Source organism: Rhodococcus sp. PSi06, from assembly GCF_054960675.1.
Genome location: NZ_JBHNYO010000016.1, coordinates 22,306 through 42,192 on the forward strand (window position 1 = coordinate 22,306; position 19,887 = coordinate 42,192).

The following is a 19,887-nucleotide window of genomic DNA, read 5'->3' on the forward strand; positions in this document are numbered from 1 at the left end:
TCCTCGGAAGGACTCGGACTGCAGATGGCCGATCAGATCACGCCGACGGACCGGCCGATGGCACGATTCGTCGAACGGATCTCGCGCGCTCGCGGCGAGAGAAACAGCGAGACCTTGGCGGCAGGCTTCCTACTGGCCGCCACCCTGATCGCCCTGATCTGGGCGAACTCCCCACTCGGGGACACCTATCAGTCGTTCTGGCACACCGAGTTGTCGATCACCGTGGGCGAGCACGGCATCGCTCTCGATCTGGCCCACTGGGTCAACGACGGGCTCATGGCACTGTTCTTCTTCGTCGTCGGCCTCGAGGTCAAACGCGAGTTCGCGATGGGTGAGCTCACCGACCGATCACGCGCCGCCATCCCGATCGTGGCCGCACTTGCCGGACTGGCAGTACCGGCGTTGCTGTTCCTCGCGTTCAATCCGTCCGGACCCGCTGCACAGGCGTGGGGCGTTGTCATTTCCACCGATACCGCGTTCCTGCTCGGAGCTCTCGCCGTCCTCGGACCGAAGAAGGCTGCGCGGCTCCGCATCTTCCTGCTCACCCTCGCTGTCGCGGACGACGTGGGCGCGTTGGCGATCATCGCGTTCTTCTACACCGACGACCTCGAGGTAGTGCCGCTGATCCTGGCGTTCGTCGGCCTCGGGCTGATCTTCCTTCTTCGTCGACTCAAAGTGTGGCGCGGCGTCGGATACTTCGTCGTCTCACTGTTCACCTGGGTCGCGATGTACGAGTCGGGTGTGCATCCCACCCTCGCCGGAGTGATGATCGCGCTGATCCTTCCGGTCTACCCGCCGCGCCGCACGGAAGTGGAACGCGCATCGGACCTCACGCGCGCCTTCCGCCAGTCGCCCAACCCGGAATATGCCCGGGCTGCTCGTCTCGGTCTGGATCGGGCAGTCTCGGTCAACGAACGACTCATGCGGCTCTATCAGCCGTACACGGCCTTCATCATCGTGCCGATCTTCGCCCTCGCCAACGCCGGAGTGGTAATGAGCTCGCAGACCCTGAAAGCAGCATCGACCTCGACGCTCACCTGGGGCATCGTCGCCGGCCTCGTGCTCGGCAAGCTCGTCGGAATCACCGGGGCCTCAGCCATTTTCGCCAAACTCCGACCCTCGGCTCTGGCTCCGGGCTTGACGCTCTCCCACGTCGCGGGCGGTGCGGCGATGTCCGGAATCGGATTCACGATCTCGCTGTTCATCATTGATCTCGCGCTCGACGATCCGCTACTGGCCGACGAGGCCCGGGTCGGTGTGCTGGCCGCCTCGGTCATCGCGGCCTTACTCGGCTGGGTTTTGTTCCGCATCGATGCGAAGATCCACCCACCGAAAGCCGAAGCGTCGCTGCGCATTCTGCGTCCGGTCAGCGTCAAACGCGATCACATTCGCGGCCCTGTCGACGCACCGCTGACCATAGTGGAGTACGCCGACTTCGAGTGCCCGTTCTGCAGCAAGGCGACCGGCAGCGTTGCCGAGGTACGCAAACACTTCGGCGACGACCTTCGGTACGTCTACCGGCACCTGCCCCTCGACGATTACCACCCGCATGCCCGCTACGCCGCCTACGCCAGTGAGGCGGCGTCCGCTCAGGGCAAATTCTGGGAGATGGCCGACTTGTTGTTCCGCAACAGTGACGCTCTCGAACCCGACGACATCGACGGCTACGCACGCGAACTCGGTCTCGACATGGACAAATTCGAGGACGACATCCGCACCGGCGATCATGTCGTGCGCGTCGAGGACGACGAACTCGACGCCTCGTCCTCGGACGTCGACGGAACTCCTACCTTCTACCTGGGACGTGGAGACAAGAACCTGACCCGCCACGTGGGGCCGTACGATGCGGCGACGCTGATCCGGGAACTCGAATCCATGTGAGCGTGGGCAGGGTTGCACAGAACGCACCCGCGGTGACGGCATCCCGTCGATACGGCTCCGTAGTGTGCACCCTTGCCCGGATGCGGCAATCCCGTCAGCTTTCCGTGCGGTTGCCCTCCGCGTCCCAATGCTCGGCGACCTTTTTCGACGGCTGCACTCGCGGCGGCTCGCCCGGCATCTTGGGATAGTCGGGTGGGAAGTTCAGCTCACCGCCGGGCAACGTTTCCCACAGGTGGAGCAGAGGCTCGAGCGAATAGGCACGCTCGTCCATGTCGGCCCAGGGATCCCCGTCCTGCGCGAGATCGGGAACTGTGACGAGGTTGAACTCCCGCGGATCGGTGACGTCGGCCAGCTGCGACCACGTCATCGGAGTGCTGACCGGCGCGCCCGGCCTGGCCCGCAAGCTCCACGCACTGGCGATCGTTCGATCCCGGTTGTTCTGGTTGTAGTCGATGAAAATGCGTTCTCCGCGTTCCTCTTTCCACCACTTGGTGGTCACCCCACCGTCGCGACGTTCGAGTTCTCGGCCCAGGCCGATGGCCGCGTGGCGCACCTGCTCGAACGTGTACTCGGGCTCGATACGCACGTAGATGTGAATACCGCGATTGCCGCTGGTTTTCGGGTAGCCGCGTAAGCCCAACTCCTCCAACAACTCCCGCGTCACGTCGGCCACGCGAAGGGCGTCGGCGAACGTGGTGCCCGGCTGCGGATCCAGGTCCAGACGCAACTCGTCGGGATGGTCCACCTCCGGCCGTCGAACCGGCCACGGGTGAAACGTCAGCGTGCCCATCTGAGCCGCCCACACCAGCGCAGCCGGTTCGGAGGGACATAGCTCCTCCGCGGTGCGCTTGCTGGGGAACGCGATCTTCACCGTCTCGATCCATTCGGGCGCACCCTTGGGCAACCGCTTCTGATAGAAGCCGTCGCCCTCCTTGTCCTGTGGGCCGAGCGCCAAACGCATGCCCTCGCGGTAGCCGTCAGGCCAGCGTTCCATCGCGGTCGGGCGGTTGCCGATCGCCCGCATCAGCGGCTTGCCCACAGCAGCGAAGTACTCGCACACCTGCAGTTTGGTGATCTCCGGGGTGCGTTCGGTCGCTTCGTAGATCACCCGGTCGGGGCTCGATACGCGCACTTCGCGTTCGCCGACCTGGACGAACGCCGGTGGTGTCTTCGCCGCCATGGCTATCGTCCCCCCGCAATCACATCGGCGACGTCGTAGCGCACCGGGACTTCGAGCTGATCGTATGCGCAGGAACGCGGATCGCGATCCGGTCGCCAACGCAGGAACCGGGCCACGTGCCGTAGCCGCGCACCTTCCATCTGGTCGTACGCCACCTCGATCACTCGCTCGATGCGCACCGGCATCCAGTTGCGGTCGTTGGACGAATTCCAGCGAGTCGCTTCACCTTCGTGGGTGACGTCCTCGCCGAGTCGCAGCGGTTCGAGTTCCTCGAGCAGCTCCAGTCTGCGTTTGTCGGTGAACGCCGATGCGCCGCCGATCATGCGCAGGTCGTCACCGTCGTAGAGACCGAGCAGTAGCGATCCGATACCGTTGCCGGACTTGTGAATTCGATACCCGATCAGGACGCAATCGGCGGTGCGCGCATGCTTGATCTTGATCATCTCGCGCTTGTTCGGAAGGTAGAGCCCGTCGAGCTTCTTGGCCACCACACCGTCGAGCCCCGCACCCTCGAACCGCTCGAACCAATCCTCGGCCACCGCAGCATCGTCGGTGGCGGAGGTGACGAAACAGCTAGGCCCTCCGGTGCCGACCGCGTCGAGCAATCTTGCTCTGCGCGTCGAGAACGGCTCGCTCGTCAGATCCTCGTCGCCGACCGCCAACAGATCGAACCCGATGAACTGCGCGGGTGTCTTCTCCGCCAGCATCGTCACCCGACTCGCCGCGGGGTGAATGCGCTCCGAGAGCGACTCCCAATCCAGCCGAGTGGAACCGTTCTTCTCCCGGGGCACGACAATCTCGCCGTCGATCACGATCTTCTCCGGCAGCTCTGCCTTGACTGCCTCGACCACCTCCGGGAAGTACCGAGCAAGGTCCTTGCCGCCGCGTGAACCGAGCACCACCTCGTCGCCGTCGCGGAAGACGATGGCGCGGAAACCGTCCCATTTGGGCTCGTACGACCATGCCGGCGGCCCGTCCTCGGGCTGGGCGGGCACCACTTTGGCGGCTTTGGCGAGCATCGGTGCGACCGGCACGGCAACAGGAAGATCCACGCAGATCATCCTGCCTCATGCGGCCGACAACGGAGTCCGATATTTTCTACACACAGACGATCGCTGCACTCAGCACGGTCGAATCGACGAGGGCAGGACTCACCATGGCGTCATCCAACCGTTCGGTCCGCGCAGTCGTCCTCGCGCTGGCGGCATGCACGGCCCTGATACTCGCCGGGTGCTCATCGGAGGTGTCCGGAACCGCCGTCGCCATCTCGGGTGCCAGCATCGCGCCCACCACGACGAGTGCGCCTCGCACCACCACCGCTACCCCGACACCCGATATCGACAACGGTGGCAGCGTCGACATCGACGTGGAGATCGGCCAGTGCGTCAACCTCGGCGGATCCGTCGAGGAGGCCACCATCGCGAACGCAACCTGCGGATCGCCGGAGTCCAACTACGTCGTCTTCGCCAAGACTCCGACCTCGGCCGAATGCCCCGCGGATGCCGATCAGTACTACTACGAGACCTACTTCGACATCGAGCAAGGTGCCCTGTGCCTCGATATCGACTGGATCGTCGGCGGCTGCATGGACATCGTCGGTGAGTTCGCCCAACGCGTCGACTGCGCCACACCCGGAGCCGACACCCGACGCGTCGTGACGATCCTGCAGGGCACCTCCTCGGTCGACGACTGCCCCGACCCGGCGCTCTACGGCTACGAGAAGGAAACCCGGAACTTCGTCGTCTGTGTCGAGCGGTTGTGACCGACACCCCGGCCGTCTCGCTCTCCAGCGCCAGGGGTCGGTGGATCGTCGCGGCAACGGTGCTCGGTTCGGCTCTGGCGATGCTCGACGCCACCGTGGTCAATATCGCGTTGCCGGCGATCGGTCGAGACCTCGATGCCGGCGTCACCGGTCTGCAGTGGACGCTGAGCGGCTACACCCTGGCGCTCGCCTCGCTCATTCTGCTCGGCGGCTCGCTCGGTGACCGGCTGGGCCGCAGACGGGTATTCATCTGGGGCGTCGTGTGGTTCGCGTCGGCGTCGGTGCTGTGCGGTCTCGCTCCCAGCATCGAGGTGCTGATCGCGGCGCGGCTGATTCAGGGCGTCGGTGCCGCGCTGCTGACGCCGGGCTCTCTTGCGCTGATCTCGGCGTCCATCCAGGGCGAGGATCGGGGAGCGGCAATCGGACTGTGGTCGGGTTTGGGCGGCGTCGCGTCGGCCGTCGGCCCGTTGCTCGGCGGTTGGTTGGTCGACGCAGTCGGGTGGCGCGCAGTGTTCCTGATCAACATCCCACTCGCTGTCGTCGTCGTGGCCGTGGCCGCGAAACACGTTCCGGAGAGTCGAGATCCGCACGCATCGGGTCGGCTGGACGCACCGGGCGCGGTGACGGTCGCGGCGGCACTGGGTCTGCTCACGTACGGATTGATCGAGTCGCACATCGTGGCTCTGGCGCTCGGGGTGGTGGCTGTCGGGGTGTTCGTGGTGATCGAACGGCGCTCACACGATCCGTTGGTGCCGCCGTCGTTGTTCGCCTCCCGAGTGTTTCTGGCGGCAAATCTCGTCACCTTCACCGTCTATGCGGCCCTGGGCGGAGTGTTCTTCCTGCTCGTGCTGCAATTGCAGTTCGCCGTGGGCTACTCACCCATCGCGGCCGGAGTGGCGACGCTGCCGATCACCGCCCTGATGCTCGCGCTGTCCGCCCGCGCGGGCCGACTGGCCGGACGAATCGGACCGCGCATTCCCATGACGGTCGGGCCACTGCTGTCCGCCCTCGGGTTGTTGCTGATGCTGCGCATCGGCCCCGGATCCAGCTACGTCACAGACATTCTGCCCGCGGTCCTCGTGTTCGGCCTCGGCCTGTGCACGCTCGTCGCCCCGCTGACCGCGGCCGTCCTGGGCGCGGTGTCGACCGATCGGGCCGGCATTGCGTCGGGGGTCAACAACGCCGTCGCGCGCACCAGTCAGCTGCTCGCCGTGGCTGCGCTGCCCGCGCTCGCCGGCATCGCGGGGGCCGATTATTCTGCACCGCAGGTGTTCTCGACAGGATTTCACACGGCGATGCTGATCTGCGCCGGACTGTTGGTGATCGGAGCCATCATCGCGGCGGTCCTGATCCGAGGCGGAAACGCACCCAGGACAGACTGCCCGCCGCACTGCGACATGACGTCGCCGCCCACAGCACGCCGGCGCATCGTGTGAAGCACGGGGTTGCGTCGTCCACCGGAACGCCGATGCCGACAGTGCTCGACACGGCAGTTCGTCGATCGACGGAGGGCGTCGCGGCAGCCGAGTTGGGTGCACGCCGATCGTGGGCCGCGGCCACAGGTTTAGTGTTGACGGTGCCGCCCAGCAGGGGAGCTTGTGGAACCCCACGAGAGTCCACGACCGCCGACCGTTCAGGAGTGTCATGACGACCCCGCAGAATCCACCCGAAGTCGACGTCAAGCCACGTAGTCGCGACGTCACCGACGGACTGGAGAAGACTGCCGCCCGCGGCATGCTCCGCGCCGTCGGGATGGGCGACGACGACTGGGGTAAATCGCAGATCGGCGTCGCGTCGTCGTGGAACGAGATCACCCCGTGCAACCTCTCCCTCGAGCGCCTCGCGAAGGCAGTCAAGAAGGGCGTTCACGCCGCCGGCGGCTATCCCCTCGAATTCGGCACCATCTCGGTGTCCGACGGCATCTCGATGGGCCACGAGGGCATGCACTTCTCGCTGGTCTCCCGTGAGGTCATCGCCGACAGCGTCGAAACCGTCATCAGCGCCGAGCGGCTCGACGGTTCGGTGCTGCTCGCCGGTTGCGACAAGTCCCTGCCCGGAATGCTCATGGCCGCAGCACGTCTGGACCTCGCGAGCGTGTTCCTCTACGCCGGTTCCACGCTTCCCGGCTTCGCCACCCTGTCCGACGGCAGCGAGCACCAGGTGACGATCATCGACGCCTTCGAAGCAGTCGGTGCCTGCTCGCGTGGACTGATGTCGCGGGCCGACGTCGACACCATCGAGCGCGCCATCTGCCCGGGCGAAGGTGCCTGCGGCGGCATGTACACCGCCAACACCATGGCCAGCGCCGCCGAGGCCATGGGAATGTCGTTGCCCGGCAGTGCTTCTCCGCCGGCACCGGACCGTCGTCGGGACGGCTTCGCGCACGCCAGCGGCGAGGCCGTCGTCGATCTTCTCCGACGCGGCATTCGCACCAGCGACATCCTCACCAAGGAAGCATTCGAGAACGCCATTGCCGTCGTCATGGCCTTCGGTGGATCCACCAACGCCGTGCTGCACCTGCTGGCCATCGCCCACGAAGCCCAGGTCGAACTGACGCTGGCCGACTTCACCCGCGTCGGCGCGAAAGTTCCCCACCTCGCCGACGTCAAACCATTCGGCAAGCACGTCATGACCGATGTCGACGCCATCGGCGGAGTCCCCGTGGTGATGAAGGCTCTGCTCGACGCGGGCCTGATGCACGGCGACTGCATGACAGTCACCGGAAAGACCGTGGCCGAGAACCTCGCTCACATCGCACCGCCCGATCCCGACGGCAAAGTGCTGCGCGCTCTCGACAAGCCGATCCACCCGACAGGCGGCATCACCATCCTCGAGGGCTCACTCGCTCCGGGCGGTGCCGTCGTCAAGTCCGCCGGCTTCGATTCCGACGTCTTCGTCGGAACGGCACGAGTTTTCGAGCGTGAACGCGCAGCGATGGATGCTCTCGAGGACGGCACCATCGCAGCAGGCGATGTCGTCGTCATCCGCTACGAAGGGCCCAAGGGCGGCCCCGGCATGCGTGAGATGCTCGCCATCACCGGAGCCATCAAGGGTGCCGGACTCGGCAAAGACGTCTTGCTGCTCACCGACGGTCGATTCTCGGGCGGAACCACGGGCCTGTGCGTCGGACATGTGGCCCCCGAGGCCGTCGACGGCGGTCCCATCGCTTTCGTTCGCGACGGTGACCAAATCCGACTCGACGTCGGCAAGGGCACCCTCGACCTTTTGGTCGACGCAGCCGAACTGGACTCCCGCGCACAGGGCTGGGCTCCGCTGCCGCCGCGCTACACCCGCGGAGTACTGGCCAAGTACTCGAAATTGGTGGGATCGGCCTCGAACGGTGCGGTGCTGATCTAGCACTAGCCCCTGCCTGCCACCCCTGCCCCCGCAAGCCCTGCCCGCCCTGTAAGCCCTGCCAGCCCCGACCCAGCCCCCTGTTCGGTCCCGGGGATGGGATCAATGTGACTTTCAGTCGGTCAGAGTGCAACAAAGTCGCATTGATCCCAAGTGCGGTGGCGGGCGGGTCGGGGTGCGGGCGGGGTCTGGGCAACCAGCTACAACGGCATTGCCCAGATGGAACTCGAGCGCTCCTTGAATTCGGTGCAGTTCGCGTGTTGCCTGCTGGCTCGCTGGTAGAAGGTCTGCAGAGGAGCTGTGGGCTTGGCCTGCGTGGGCGTGGGCGCAACCGGGAGATCGCTGAGTTCGAGTGCGGCGTCGAGCGCTTCCTCGGCCTCTACCCGTCGGGTACGCGCCAGGTTCGACAACGCGAGCTGATGGATGGTCACCCGCTCGCCGGACTTGGCATCCGTCTTGGCCTGTCGGGCGACCGATACATCGAGTTCGTACACCCTCGAGGCAAGCTGGTAGATGCTCGGGCGTCCGAGTTCCGCGTTCACCAGAGCCGGCTCGGCCACGGTACGCGCCGGCAGGCGCTTCGGCGCACCCTTCGAGGGGGCTTCCTCGGCGGCCGGCAACGCCTGAACCGCACGGGGCTTGTCGTTCTTCTCGGCCGACGGCCGCTCCAGTAGCTGCTCGAGTTCGGCCACCTCGCGGTCCGCCGCTCCATCCCGGGCCGGCGGAACGACGAACGGCACGATCGGCTCGAACGGGATCCTCGCCGACGACGGTGCCAGTTCTGCGATCTTCGACGGGATCAGCAGCGCCACTATCACCGTGCCGACGCCGAACACCACGGCGGCGACGAGACTCGTGTGCGCTACTGCCTGGCCGAACGCAGCGACGGCATTGGCCTGCAGGTTGTCCGCAAATCCACTGAGAAACGCGTTGTTGGCACGAATGATGTCGGACACTATCACTGCACCGGCAAGCGAATCCTGTGATGCAGCAAGCCCTTCCGCTGCCTGCCCGGTGTACTGGCCGTTCGGTTGCTTGCCCGGGAACGTGAGCAGGAAGCCTTCGATTCCCTGCCGGTAGGACGCGGCGAGTACCGACCCGAGCAGGGCGATTCCCAGTGATCCGCCGAGTTCGAGTGCTGTGTCGTTGAGTCCACCGCCCACACCGAGCTTGCTGTCCGGGAACTCGCCCATGATGGCGTCGGTGCAGGGCGAGACGGACAGTCCGATCGCGAGACCGAGCAGCGTCAGCACGGGAAGAAAGTCGTAATACGTTGCCGACGAATCGATTCCGATCAGCGACACGACCGACAGCGTTCCCACGATCATGCCTGCGGTCACGGTGATGCGTGGTCCGAGCTTGGGCGTGAGCCACATCGTGATTCCGGAACCGACGAATACTGCTCCGGCCAAGGGCAGTAGGTGCACGCCGGTGGACACCGGGCCGTAGCCGAGGGCGAATTGGAGGTACTGAGCGACGAAGTAGATCGCACCGAACGTGACGAGGAAGAACACCAGCACCGCAAGGGTCGCACCGCCGAGGATGCGGGACGAGAACATCCGGACGTCGAGCAACGGATTGGGATGGCGTAGTTCCCATCCCACGAAGCCCATGATCGACAGCAGGCCGACGAGCCCGAAGTACAGCGGACCGACGGTCCAGCCGAAGTGCATTCCCTCGATGATGGCGTAGACGACGGTCGATACGGCCAGTACCGACAGCAATCCACCGACCCAGTCGATCGCGCCGGGTTCGACGGCTCGCGACGGCGGAACCAGGATCACCGCTCCGACTATGGCTGCCAAGGCGATGGGAACGTTGATCAGGAATGTCGAATGCCAGGTGAAGCTCTCGAGAAGCCAACCCGCCAGCAACGGTCCGGCTGCGATGGCAAGCCCCGAGGTTGCCGCCCACACGGTGACTGCGGTGGCCCGCTCTCGCTTCGGAAAGGTGGAGACCAACAGCGACAGGGTGGCGGGCATGACGATCGCCGCAGCAACTCCCATGACGATGCGCGCCAGAATGACGCCCAGGGTGGCATCGGTGAGTGCCCCGGCGATCGAACCTGCCACGAAGATGATCAATCCGAGAATCAGCGCACCGCGGCGACTGTAGCGATCGCCGATCACGCCGCACAGAAGCATCAGCGACGCGTACGGGACGGTGTACCCGTCGATCACCCATTGCAGATCGCTACTCGTCAAACCCAGGTCGAGAGTCATCGAGGGCGCTGCGACCAACAGAGAGGTGTTGGCCATGACCACGATCAGCAGGCTCAGGCACAAGACCACCAGAGCCGACCAGCGTCGTGGATACGGTTTGTGCATATCTTGGACAGGCGTCATCGCAAGCAACGTCATTGTGTTCCCCCCCGTTGGCAAAGTGCCGACACACCTTGCACAGTGCTGTGCAGCTTAAGAAGAATCGTCTAGGATCGGCAATCTTTTGTGGCGGCAGCCACACTCTGCGCGCGCGATCGTGCTACTTGTTGATCTGTGCGCAAGACGACGGAGTCCGGATCGACTGCACGGGATGCCGCCGCGCCGCCCGCGCAGCGACGTGACGCCCGGTCGAATCGCGCGAAAATACTCGAAGTCGCACAACGGGTGTTGGCAGACAATCCGGATGCGACCATCAACGATGTCGCGGCCGCCGCAGGGGTGGTTCGGCGAACCGTCTATGCCCACTTCGCCTCTCGCGAAGCCCTGATCGACGGTATCGCCCTGGAAGCGGCGGAGCGCATCTCGGCGGCTCTCGGCCGCGTTCCTGCCGCCGACGAATCAGCGGTGACGGTGTTCGTGCGGCAGACGCTCGCCCTGACACGCGTCGGTGATCAGTACCGGCTGCTCCTCGCGGTCGCCCGATCCGATCTGGGACACAACAGCATTCACGATCTACTGACTCCGATGCGCGAGTCGGCCGCCGCAGTGATCCGGCGAGGACAACGTGAGGGAGTGTTCTCCTCGTACCTCGCCGCCGAGGTTCTGATTCTCAATATCGAGGCCATCGCGCTGTCGATTCTCGACGCCACCAACGCCGGACTGCTGACCGATCCGGCGGGGGCCGCCACGACGTCGAGCCTGGTGTTGCTGGGTATCGCCCCGGAGGACGCGGAACGCATCCTGGCCGATGTGCGGGAGTTCGACTCGTCCATGGGCGTCCGCTGACCATCGCCGGACCTTCGAAACGACGAATGCCCCGGCCCGAGCATGTCGTTGCTCGGGGCGGGGCATTCGATGCGAACTGCCGGATCGTCAGGGAGCCGGTACGAATCCTGCGCCGAGTCCGTTGCCTTGATCGACGTTGCGAAGAATCGTGTCGAAGTTGGTGCCGACCTCGGGGCCGAAGCACGCCACGCCCAGGTAGGCGTTGACCATGCCGACGAGGGTGTTGCCGACGACGACCGGGCTGCCCGAGTCGCCTTCGACGACGCACAGCTGGGCCCAGGTCTCCTGCGACTGCAGGATGTCGCCGTACGCGAGGCCGCAAGTGTTGCCGGTGGTACGGCCTTCCTTGCACACGATGTTCGGGAACGCCGTGGGCGGGCCGACCTGAGAGATGGTCACGTTGCCGACGCGGTTGATCGGTGCAACCTTGTCACGGTCGAACTGGATCAGGGCGTAGTCGTACTCCGGGTTCGAGAACGCAATGCGGCCGACTTCACCGAGAGAGGTGTCGTACTCGGGGACGATGGAGGCGCCCGCTTGGCCACAGTGGCCGGCGGTGAAACCGACGAGATTTCCGTTACGGTCGTTACCAATCGTGGTCAGCGTGCACTCCGCCTGACCACCGACGATGATTCCCGAGCCGCCGCCGAGAGCAGCTGGAGCGGCCGCAGATGCGGTCCCCACGCCGACGCTGGCTACGACTGCAGCAGCCCCCACGACGACGAGCATGAATTTCTTGAACATGTACTCCCTCTCAGCGGTGTCGGCAGAACCCTAGCAACAACAGGTGTACGAACACGAGCGAGTGGTTCATACGTCCTGCTCGAGGGCTGCGAGCGTGGTGCGCGCTTCCTCGAGTTGACGGCTCAGTTCTGCGACGCGCCGAGCGGCTTCCTCGCGCGCGTGGGATATAACGGCCTCGACCGCGTCGCGCGCGATGGGATCGCCCAACTCGCGCACCGCCCGGCTCACCGACTCCGGGCTAACGGACTGTGCCTTGGTCGGCCGCTTCGCACCCTGGGTGACGGTGACCGACCAATCGTTGTCGGCCCCGGCATGAATCGTCACGCTGACCCCGCCCGGAGCCTTCTTGGCTCGACGAGGGGTCTGCGGCTGCGCCCGAGGTTGTTCCGCCACTGCCGTCGGCTGTTGCACTACTGCCTTTGCAGGTGCCGGCGGCGCCGCGACTGCTTCTGTTCGAGCCGACCCGTTGATCACCGGCGGCGCCACCTTCTTCGCGGGCACGCGCTTGGCCGGTGCGGGCGGGGTTGCCGCGTTACGGGTGATGCGTAGTTCCTCTGCCTCGTAGGGCAATTCGTCGTTGACGCCCTTCGGGCTGATGGTGACCGTGTTGCCGTCGATCGAGACCACCTTGGCCGACGTACCGTCGGGCAGTCCGAGGCTCGGGTTCGGTTCGCGAAGATAGACGGTGGCCCGACGCCCCTCGGCGAGCGCCGCGGCCAGCGTCGTCAGATTCTCTAGGGTCAACGAATCGTTCACGGCGCGCCCACGGGGTGGCATCGACTACCGGCCTTTCTCGAAAGTGTTTGCGAATACTGTCGCACAGTTCTTCGGCCGATGTCATCGACCGGGCGTGGGACACGTCGAGTTCGCAGATTTCGGGTCGTCGTCACCGATGGCAGCTCGCCCAAGTATCTGTAACCGTAAGTAACTGTTACTTGGATTAACAGTCAGATTGGTTGGCCGAGAAGGCCGATAGCCCTTATTTTATACGACGCCTCTTCCACGCGCCCCTCGAGTCCACTCGACGTGACGTCGACTCCCGACACGCACATGTGTTTTCGTCCCTTCGCCACCTCACCCGAACCGCCCTCGCGGCCGCTATCTCCCGCGTAACCTGGCGACCGCCCCTTCTTGTACGGGCACGGAACAGGAGTATCGATGCACCACCTCGACGCGGACGAACAGTCGCTCAGCGACGGTCCGCACGTGTATTTGCTCGACGCCAAATCCACCCTCGAGGTTCAGGCACTGAATCAGTGGATCGATGCGACCACCCCCGACGGGGAACCCCGGCCCCCCTCGGTCGTGCTCTCCGGTGAAGCGAGAACCTCACTGGCGGAGAGTGTTCGCGGATTCGCCGACGATCCACTTCTCATTCCGTTGCGCGTGACGTTGTCCGATCGCAAGAACGGCATTCTGCATCGCATCTTCGCTCCGCGCGGCCGATCGAAGCCCACCCAGGTATGGCAGCGGTGGGTGGCGAACGACGATCCCGATCATTCCGCGGTGCTGGTCGGTGAGCCCGCCACCCTGCGTGACCTTCAGGATCGATTCGAGCGGGGCGGCGGTACCTCGCTGTCGTCGTTCATCCTGCGTCAGGCGAGTCTGGCTTTGGACAAGGCCGAGCGCGGCGTCATCGGCTCCGAGTACAAGATTCCGCGATTCGTCGTGGAGGACATGACGGAGCAGAAGAAGTTCCGCGACGGCATCACCGCGCTCGCAGACGAGGTCGGTCAGGATCGCGACACGGTGGACAAGCGCGTCAACGACATTCTCGGTGAGATGGTCGCAACCGAGACCCGTCGGGCAGTAGAGATGTGGGGAACCCTCGGGGCGTACTTCTCCCGCGCGTACAAGGTCGACGTCGATCGCGATCAACTGCAGAAGGTCCGCGAACTCAACAAGAACTATCCGCTGGTGTTCCTACCCAACCACCGCTCCTACCTCGACCCCCTCGTGTTGCGCCCCGCGCTGCTCGCCGAGGGACTGCCGCTCAATCACGTCATGGGCGGCATCAACGTCGGCTTCTGGCCGTTGGGTCCGATCGCCAAACGCAGTGGCGTCGTACTCATCCAACGCAAATTCTCCGACGCGATCTACAAGTGGACGCTCCGTCAGTACATGAGCTTTCTGCTGAGCAAGCGGTTCAACCTCGAGTGGTACATCGAAGGCGGACGCAGCCGCACCGGCAAGCTTCGTCCGCCGCGGTTCGGCCTGCTCACCTACCTGGTGGACGCGCTCGAGTCGAGCGACGCAGAGGACGTCTACCTGATCCCGACATCCATCACCTACGACCGTCTGCACGAGGTCGGCGCGATGGCCGAAGAGTCGCACGGAGCGAAGAAGCAGGCCGAGGGTATTCGAATGGCCATCGGGTACATCCGCGCGCAAGGGACATTGCGCGGCAACGTGTATCTGAACTTCGGCGAACCGATGTCGGTGGCATCGATCGTCGCCGAGAACACCGACAAGCGCGTGGCGGTGCAGAAGATCGCGCTCGGCGTTTCCCACGCGATCAACGATGCGACACCGGTGACCCCGGCGGCTCTGGTCACGATGGCATTGCTGGGCATCGAGGATCGCGCACTCAACGTCAACGAGATGTGGGCCATCATCGCCCCGCTCGCCCGCTACATCAAACGGCGTAACCTGCCCACCGCTGGAGGCGTAGACATCGCCGACGTCGACGTGGTGCGTTCGGCCGTCGTCGCTCAGGTCAACGCGAACGTCGTCAAGCGTTTCGACGACGGCCCCGAGCCCCTGTTCTATCTGGCACAGGACAAGCATCTCGTCGCGGCGTTCTTCCGGAACAACGCAATTCACTTCTTCGTCATGCGTGCCATCGGAGAACTGGTAGTCCTCCCGACCAGCGGTGATTCGACGCCCCTGACGCAAGAGTCGTTGTGGCAATCGGCGCTTCGCTTGCGCGACCTTCTCAAGTTCGAGTTCTTCTTCGGCGACAAGAAAGACTTCGGGCAGCGGTTGGAGTCCGAGGTCGACCTGATCGATCCGGACTGGCGAACCAAGATCAGCGATCCCGATTATGCTGCGCATCAACTTCGGTCACAGGATCTGCATCTGGCACATCGAGTTCTGCAGCCCATCTTCGAGGCGTATCAGGTGGTGGCCGATCAGCTGATGCTGCTACCCCAGAGCGGCGAGTTCGACAAGGCCACGTTCATTGCGGAATGCCTCGGGGCCGCGCAGGCCAGGCGACTGCGGCAACAGCTCGATCACAGCGAGGCCATCTCCGGCGAATTGTTCGATACGGCACTGCAATTGGCCGAGAACCGCGATCTCGTCGATTCCAGCTCCGACAGAGTCGCGCGCCGACGCCGAGACTTCGCACTGGAAATCGACGAGTGGGCCCGCAAGGTGCGCACGATCCGAGACATGGCCCATCAGATGCTCAGTGAGGTCGAACCGATCTCGGCCCCCGAGGAGAACAATTCATGACCGAGTTCGACGATCGATTGATCGCGATCGCCGCCGCACCACCGGGCCGAGACACCGTGGCATTCTTCGATCTCGACGGCACCCTGATCAACGGGTTCTCTGCTCGCGCTGTCTTTCTGGAGCGCCTCAAGACCCTCGACGTGACGGTCAAGGAGCTGTGGGAGATTTCCAGCGCCGTCGTCGAGATGCGGATGCGCAACTCCCCGGTCGACAACCTGATGGGCAAGGCCGTCCGCGGTCTGGAGGGACGTCGGGAAGAAGACCTGATGGAACAGGCCTACACGCTGTTTCGCAACGAGATCGCGCCGATGATCTACCCACAGGCCCGTGCCCTCGTCGAGGCACATCGGCATGCCGGACATCGACTGGTGATGGCGACTTCTGCCACGCCGTACCAGGCGCTACCGGTGCAGCAGGACATGATGTTCGAGGAGTTGCTGTGCACCACTCCGGTGGTCACCGACGGCATCCTCACCGGTGAGCTGGTCGGCGACTCGTTGTGGGGTCCGCGCAAGGCGCAGGCCGCGATCGACTACGCCGAGCGCGAGGGAATCGCGTTGGCAGGCTGCTTCGCCTACTCCAACGGCGGCGAGGACGTGCCGTTGCTCGAGGCCGTGGGACGCCCCGTCGCACTGAACCCGGACCCCGACCTCGCACGCTATGCAGCAAAGAAGAAGTGGCCGGCTCTGACGTTGGACCAGCCCAAGCGCGGTACAGACCTCACCTCGGCCGTCCGGAGTACGGCTGCTCTGGGTTCGGTACTGGCGAGCGCGTCGATCGGACTCGGGCTGGGCATTCTGACCCGCAGCCGTCGCAACGGCGCGAACATCACCAGCACCATCGCTCCGGACATCGCGCTGACCATCGCCGGCGTGAAGCTCGACGTCACCGGAACCGAGAACGCGTGGTCGGCGCGGCCCGCGGTGTTCATGTTCAACCACCAGAGCACGGCCGACTCCATCATCGTCACGTCCATCCTCCGGCGCGACATCACCGCCGTGGCGAAGCGCGAACTGGAACGAGACCCACGATTCGCACTGTTGGGCAGAATCTTCGACGTCGCCTACGTCGATCGCGGTGATCCCTCACAAGCGCGCGAGGCCATGCGTCCCGCGATAGAGAAGTTGCACAGCGGCATCTCGGTCGCGATCGCACCCGAGGGCACGCGAATGCCGACATCGCGTCTCGGACGATTCAAGAAGGGTGGATTTCACCTGGCCATGCAGGCAGGCGTCCCCATCGTGCCCATCGTCATCCACAATGCCGGTGACGTGATGTGGAAAAAGGATTTCACCGTCCACTCCGGTACGGTCAAGGTCACCGTCGGCGAGCCCATCCCCACTACGGACTGGGAGCCCGACAAGATCGACGAGTACGTGGACGATGTCCGTTCCTATTTCGACAGAACGTTGGGATATGCCTGAGAACCAGATCAACTCGGTAGTACAGACGGAGATCGAACGCAATCTCCTGGGCGGCGAGCCCAAGTACAACCGGGCGGACATCGTCGAGAAGTCGGGCATTCCACTCGAGCGGGTCATCGCCCTGTGGATCGGCATGGGTTTCCCCGTCCAGACCGACACCGAGGCTCTCGTCTACACCGACGCGGACCTGGAGGCTCTGAAACTGATCACCGCCCTCACCGCGCAGAAGGTGATCAAGCCCGAGATGGAGGTCGCGATCGCGCGGACGCTCGGTCAGTCGATGTCCCGGCTCGCGGAATGGCAAGTCGGCGTTGTGAACTCTCACATACTCGAGCGCATCGTGGATGGCGACGAAGACCAGAACGACATCGACGCGATCCGGCGCAACGCCCGAGCAATCGCCGCGGAAACGGTTCCGACGCTCGAAGCACTACAGGGATACACCTGGCGACGTCACCTCGCAGCCGCCGCCGGTCGATCCATCGCCGCACCCGACGACGCCTCCGACAGCCCCACGATGGCGGTCGGGTTCGCCGACATGGTGGGTTACACCAGCCTGACGCGTCGCCTCGACATCGGTGAGCTGACGACGCTCCTCGAGGAGTTCGAGTCTCTGGCCACCAATATCATTGCGCGCGGACGTGGTTCGGTGATCAAGAACGTCGGTGACGAAGTGATGTTCAGCGCGCAGAGCCCCGAGGATGCTGCCCACATCGCCCTCGATCTGCAGGACGCGTTCAACGAGCAGGAGGACATGCCGGACCTGCGGGTCGGGCTGGCGTGGGGCCCGGTTCTTGCCCGGTACGGCGATCTGTACGGATCGGTGGTCAACATGGCCGCGCGCCTGACCAGTTCCGCCTATCCCGGAACAACTCTCGTCGACACGGTGATGACCGAAGAACTACGCCACGATTCCGAGTTCTACCTGAAATCGGTCCGCTCACTCCGGGTCAAGGGTTTCCACAAACTCAAGCCTCATCGACTCGAACGCAACAAGCGGGGCGGTCACAGGAGCGAGGAATAGAACTCGAGGTGTCGACGCGCAGCCTCGTCCCAGGTGAGGCTGCGTGCCAGTGCCAGACCCGGCAGACGATCACGAGGTTCTCGTACGGCACGCTCCAGCTCGGTTGCCATGGACCCCACCGACGACGCATAGGTGACGCTGTCCCCGAACACTTCTCGCAAGACCGGAAGATCTCGTGCGACGACGGGAGTCGATGCGGCCAGTGCTTCCATGGCGGCCAGACCGAAGCCTTCCTTGGTGGAGAAGAACGGCAAGACCGCGGCTTGCGCGACGAGATGCGGAAGCTCGTCGTCGTCGACGGTCCCGAGTATCACCGGCTCGATAGCGAGTTCCGTCGCGCGCAGGTCGAATTCAGCGCGGTAGTCGCGGTAGTCGAACAGCGTCTCGCCGCCGGCGAACACCAGCCGCAGATTGCGGTCGGCCAGCCGCGAGAACGCGTCGAGTAGGTCGAGACTGCCCTTGCGCGGCTCGATTCCTCCGACCGCGAGCACGTAGCGGCCCAGCTTCTCGCGCCAGTGGGTTCGGCCGGATTCGGCAGCTGCCGAGAATCTTTCGGCATCGACCCCGTTGGGAATGACGGTAGGGTCCAATCCCCAACCCCGCCGCACGTCGTCGGCCACCGCAGCGGACACACAGATACGTGCGTACGGTGCGGTGATCGCGCGTTCGTGGCATGCCGCCAGCTCGGGCGTGGTGAACTCGTCGAGATGATGGATGGTTCTGATGCACCGGCCGACTGCATTGGCCGAGATACAGTCCTGAGCATGGACGATGTCGTACTCGTCAGCTGTGAAGGCCTGCCGCAGAATGCTGATCGATCGCAGAATCCGCTCGCCGACGCTCTCGTTCTCGCGATGGGAGAACGGCACCATCCGCACAGTGACAGCGGGGTCGACGCTGCGGAAGAACTCACTGTCGCCGCCGCGACCGAGCGACCACACCGAGACGTCCTGCCCGGCGCGCGCCAGTGCCTCGGCCAGTGCCAACGTGTGCACCACTCCGCCGCGCGGCTTCGACGAGTAGGTCAACAGCGCGATCTTCATCGATCCGGCTTCTCCTGCAACAGGTTCGGGTAGGCATCCACGCGTCGCTCGGCCAGGTGGTGCAATCCTCTCCGAGCCCGATCGACCTCGGCGTCGACGTCGATCTCGTGCACGGCCAACCCGCCTTTGGACCACGTCTTGGCCAGTACGTCTCCACCGGGACCGACGATCTTCGCCTGACCGAGGAAGCGCAGGGACCCCATCACCCCGGTCTGGTTGGACGAGACGAGCACCACCTGATTCTCGGCGGCGCGCGCAGCGTCGTACAGATCGAACAGTCGTGACTGCCGATCGTTCGGCAGCGACGACGCACGATCGGTGACGCTGGCCGGCCACGCCGACAGCGCCGCAATGATTCTCGCACCGTCCAGTGCGAGCGTGCGCGCCGACTCCGGGAACGTCTTGTCGTAATCGATCAGCATTCCCATCCGCCCGACAGGTGTATCGAAAGCCTCGAAACGATCACCGGCCGCGTAGGCCAGCGATTCTCCGAGCGGCTGATGCACCTTCCGGTGACTACCGAGAATGCCGTCACCCGTCAGGCATGCAGCAGCGTTGTACCGCAACCCTTTAGACAGTTCGGTGTACCCGATGCACACCGTCATCTCACCCGCCGCTGCAATGATCGCGGCCAGCTCCGGACCGTCCGGATCGAGGGTGGGCGGCAACTCGGACGGGTCCGGATTGCTCAGACTGTTGATGTAGCCCCCGAGGGACGCGTCGGGCAGCACCAGAAGATCGATACCCTCTCGGGCTGCACTGGAGATGATCGTCGTGATCTTCAGTACGGCCCGATCGACGTCTCGTCCGAAATGTGCTGCCAGCGCGCCGATCTTGATGGGGGCCATGACC

Annotated in this window: 15 protein-coding genes; 8 read left to right on the forward strand and 7 right to left on the reverse strand. The window is 64.6% G+C overall.

What is annotated here, in order from left to right; all coding sequences use genetic code 11:
- Nucleotides 1–24: 24 nt before the first annotated feature.
- Nucleotides 25–1,881 (forward strand): Na+/H+ antiporter NhaA, encoded by a 1,857-nt coding sequence (gene nhaA / locus ACFI9K_RS20035; protein ID WP_462665136.1) that lies wholly within the window; start codon nucleotides 25–27, stop codon nucleotides 1,879–1,881.
- A gap of 94 nt (nucleotides 1,882–1,975) precedes the next feature.
- Here nhaA and ACFI9K_RS20040 read toward each other — a convergent pair whose 3' ends face one another.
- Together ACFI9K_RS20040 and ACFI9K_RS20045 are read right to left on the reverse strand one after the other, a co-directional pair.
- Nucleotides 1,976–3,061: a DNA polymerase domain-containing protein gene (locus ACFI9K_RS20040; protein WP_462665137.1), complete on the reverse strand. Its 1,086-nt coding sequence runs from the start codon at nucleotides 3,059–3,061 to the stop codon at nucleotides 1,976–1,978.
- A gap of 2 nt (nucleotides 3,062–3,063) precedes the next feature.
- Nucleotides 3,064–4,113, reverse strand: coding sequence for an ATP-dependent DNA ligase (locus ACFI9K_RS20045; protein WP_462665138.1), 1,050 nt, complete (start codon nucleotides 4,111–4,113; stop codon nucleotides 3,064–3,066).
- A 104-nt stretch (nucleotides 4,114–4,217) separates the two neighbouring features.
- Here ACFI9K_RS20045 and lppU point away from each other — a divergent pair, with 104 nt between their 5' ends.
- The 3 genes from lppU to ilvD all read left to right on the forward strand — a co-directional run bounded on the left by lppU (nucleotide 4,218) and on the right by ilvD (nucleotide 8,180).
- Nucleotides 4,218–4,823 (forward strand): LppU family putative lipoprotein, encoded by a 606-nt coding sequence (gene lppU / locus ACFI9K_RS20050; protein ID WP_462665139.1) that lies wholly within the window; start codon nucleotides 4,218–4,220, stop codon nucleotides 4,821–4,823.
- Entirely contained in the window at nucleotides 4,820–6,259 is a 1,440-nt protein-coding gene (locus ACFI9K_RS20055) for an MFS transporter (protein ID WP_462665140.1), read from the forward strand. Before lppU ends, ACFI9K_RS20055 begins: the two co-directional genes overlap by 4 nt.
- A 208-nt stretch (nucleotides 6,260–6,467) precedes the next feature.
- A complete protein-coding gene (ilvD, locus tag ACFI9K_RS20060) occupies nucleotides 6,468–8,180 on the forward strand; it encodes a dihydroxy-acid dehydratase (RefSeq protein WP_462665141.1) in 1,713 nt (570 codons plus the stop codon).
- Nucleotides 8,181–8,377: 197 nt separating this feature from the next.
- Here ilvD and ACFI9K_RS20065 read toward each other — a convergent pair whose 3' ends face one another.
- Entirely contained in the window at nucleotides 8,378–10,537 is a 2,160-nt protein-coding gene (locus tag ACFI9K_RS20065; RefSeq protein WP_462665142.1) for an MFS transporter, read from the reverse strand.
- 135 nt (nucleotides 10,538–10,672) lie between these two features.
- Between ACFI9K_RS20065 and ACFI9K_RS20070 the strand changes: the two genes are divergently transcribed.
- The gene (locus ACFI9K_RS20070; protein ID WP_462665143.1) at nucleotides 10,673–11,344 is read left to right on the forward strand and encodes a TetR/AcrR family transcriptional regulator; all 672 of its coding nucleotides are present in this window, start codon (nucleotides 10,673–10,675) and stop codon (nucleotides 11,342–11,344) included.
- Nucleotides 11,345–11,431: 87 nt separating this feature from the next.
- On the opposite strand, the gene ACFI9K_RS20075 is transcribed toward ACFI9K_RS20070, so the two are convergent.
- Nucleotides 11,432–12,088, reverse strand: a complete 657-nt coding sequence (locus ACFI9K_RS20075) for a chymotrypsin family serine protease (RefSeq protein WP_462665144.1) — start codon at nucleotides 12,086–12,088, stop codon at nucleotides 11,432–11,434.
- 66 nt (nucleotides 12,089–12,154) lie between these two features.
- Nucleotides 12,155–12,865 carry a DUF6319 family protein gene (locus ACFI9K_RS20080; protein WP_462665145.1) on the reverse strand — a complete coding sequence of 237 codons (711 nt, stop codon included), beginning with the start codon at nucleotides 12,863–12,865 and terminating at the stop codon, nucleotides 12,155–12,157.
- A 381-nt stretch (nucleotides 12,866–13,246) separates the two neighbouring features.
- Here ACFI9K_RS20080 and ACFI9K_RS20085 point away from each other — a divergent pair, with 381 nt between their 5' ends.
- The 3 genes from ACFI9K_RS20085 to ACFI9K_RS20095 are packed head-to-tail and all read left to right on the forward strand — an operon-like array spanning nucleotide 13,247 to nucleotide 17,992.
- Nucleotides 13,247–15,544 carry a glycerol-3-phosphate 1-O-acyltransferase gene (locus ACFI9K_RS20085; protein ID WP_462665146.1) on the forward strand — a complete coding sequence of 766 codons (2,298 nt, stop codon included), beginning with the start codon at nucleotides 13,247–13,249 and terminating at the stop codon, nucleotides 15,542–15,544.
- Complete coding sequence (locus tag ACFI9K_RS20090) at nucleotides 15,541–16,968, forward strand: HAD-IB family hydrolase (RefSeq protein WP_462665147.1); 1,428 nt, start codon at nucleotides 15,541–15,543, stop codon at nucleotides 16,966–16,968. Before ACFI9K_RS20085 ends, ACFI9K_RS20090 begins: the two co-directional genes overlap by 4 nt.
- On the forward strand, nucleotides 16,961–17,992 hold the full coding sequence (locus ACFI9K_RS20095) for an adenylate/guanylate cyclase domain-containing protein (protein ID WP_462665148.1): 1,032 nt from the start codon (nucleotides 16,961–16,963) through the stop codon (nucleotides 17,990–17,992). The genes ACFI9K_RS20090 and ACFI9K_RS20095 overlap by 8 nt, the downstream gene beginning before the upstream one ends.
- Here ACFI9K_RS20095 and ACFI9K_RS20100 read toward each other — a convergent pair.
- Both ACFI9K_RS20100 and ACFI9K_RS20105 read right to left on the reverse strand, forming a co-directional pair.
- Nucleotides 17,974–19,035 (reverse strand): MSMEG_0565 family glycosyltransferase, encoded by a 1,062-nt coding sequence (locus ACFI9K_RS20100; protein ID WP_462665149.1) that lies wholly within the window; start codon nucleotides 19,033–19,035, stop codon nucleotides 17,974–17,976. The genes ACFI9K_RS20095 and ACFI9K_RS20100 overlap by 19 nt on opposite strands.
- Nucleotides 19,032–19,883 (reverse strand): carbon-nitrogen hydrolase family protein, encoded by an 852-nt coding sequence (locus ACFI9K_RS20105; RefSeq protein ID WP_283550271.1) that lies wholly within the window; start codon nucleotides 19,881–19,883, stop codon nucleotides 19,032–19,034. The genes ACFI9K_RS20100 and ACFI9K_RS20105 overlap by 4 nt, the downstream gene beginning before the upstream one ends.
- Between the last annotated feature and the right edge of the window lie 4 nt (nucleotides 19,884–19,887).

Coding starts and splice junctions, on each gene's coding strand:
- ACFI9K_RS20105 (WP_283550271.1), bottom strand. CDS start 19,883: ATGGCCCCCATCAAGATCGGCGCGCTGGCAGCACATTTCGGACGAGAC.
- ilvD (WP_462665141.1), top strand. CDS start 6,468: ATGACGACCCCGCAGAATCCACCCGAAGTCGACGTCAAGCCACGTAGT.
- ACFI9K_RS20095 (WP_462665148.1), top strand. CDS start 16,961: ATGCCTGAGAACCAGATCAACTCGGTAGTACAGACGGAGATCGAACGC.
- nhaA (WP_462665136.1), top strand. CDS start 25: ATGGCCGATCAGATCACGCCGACGGACCGGCCGATGGCACGATTCGTC.
- ACFI9K_RS20075 (WP_462665144.1), bottom strand. CDS start 12,088: ATGTTCAAGAAATTCATGCTCGTCGTCGTGGGGGCTGCTGCAGTCGTA.
- ACFI9K_RS20090 (WP_462665147.1), top strand. CDS start 15,541: ATGACCGAGTTCGACGATCGATTGATCGCGATCGCCGCCGCACCACCG.
- ACFI9K_RS20100 (WP_462665149.1), bottom strand. CDS start 19,035: ATGAAGATCGCGCTGTTGACCTACTCGTCGAAGCCGCGCGGCGGAGTG.
- ACFI9K_RS20065 (WP_462665142.1), bottom strand. CDS start 10,537: ATGACGTTGCTTGCGATGACGCCTGTCCAAGATATGCACAAACCGTAT.
- ACFI9K_RS20080 (WP_462665145.1), bottom strand. CDS start 12,865: ATGCCACCCCGTGGGCGCGCCGTGAACGATTCGTTGACCCTAGAGAAT.
- ACFI9K_RS20040 (WP_462665137.1), bottom strand. CDS start 3,061: ATGGCGGCGAAGACACCACCGGCGTTCGTCCAGGTCGGCGAACGCGAA.
- lppU (WP_462665139.1), top strand. CDS start 4,218: ATGGCGTCATCCAACCGTTCGGTCCGCGCAGTCGTCCTCGCGCTGGCG.
- ACFI9K_RS20085 (WP_462665146.1), top strand. CDS start 13,247: ATGCACCACCTCGACGCGGACGAACAGTCGCTCAGCGACGGTCCGCAC.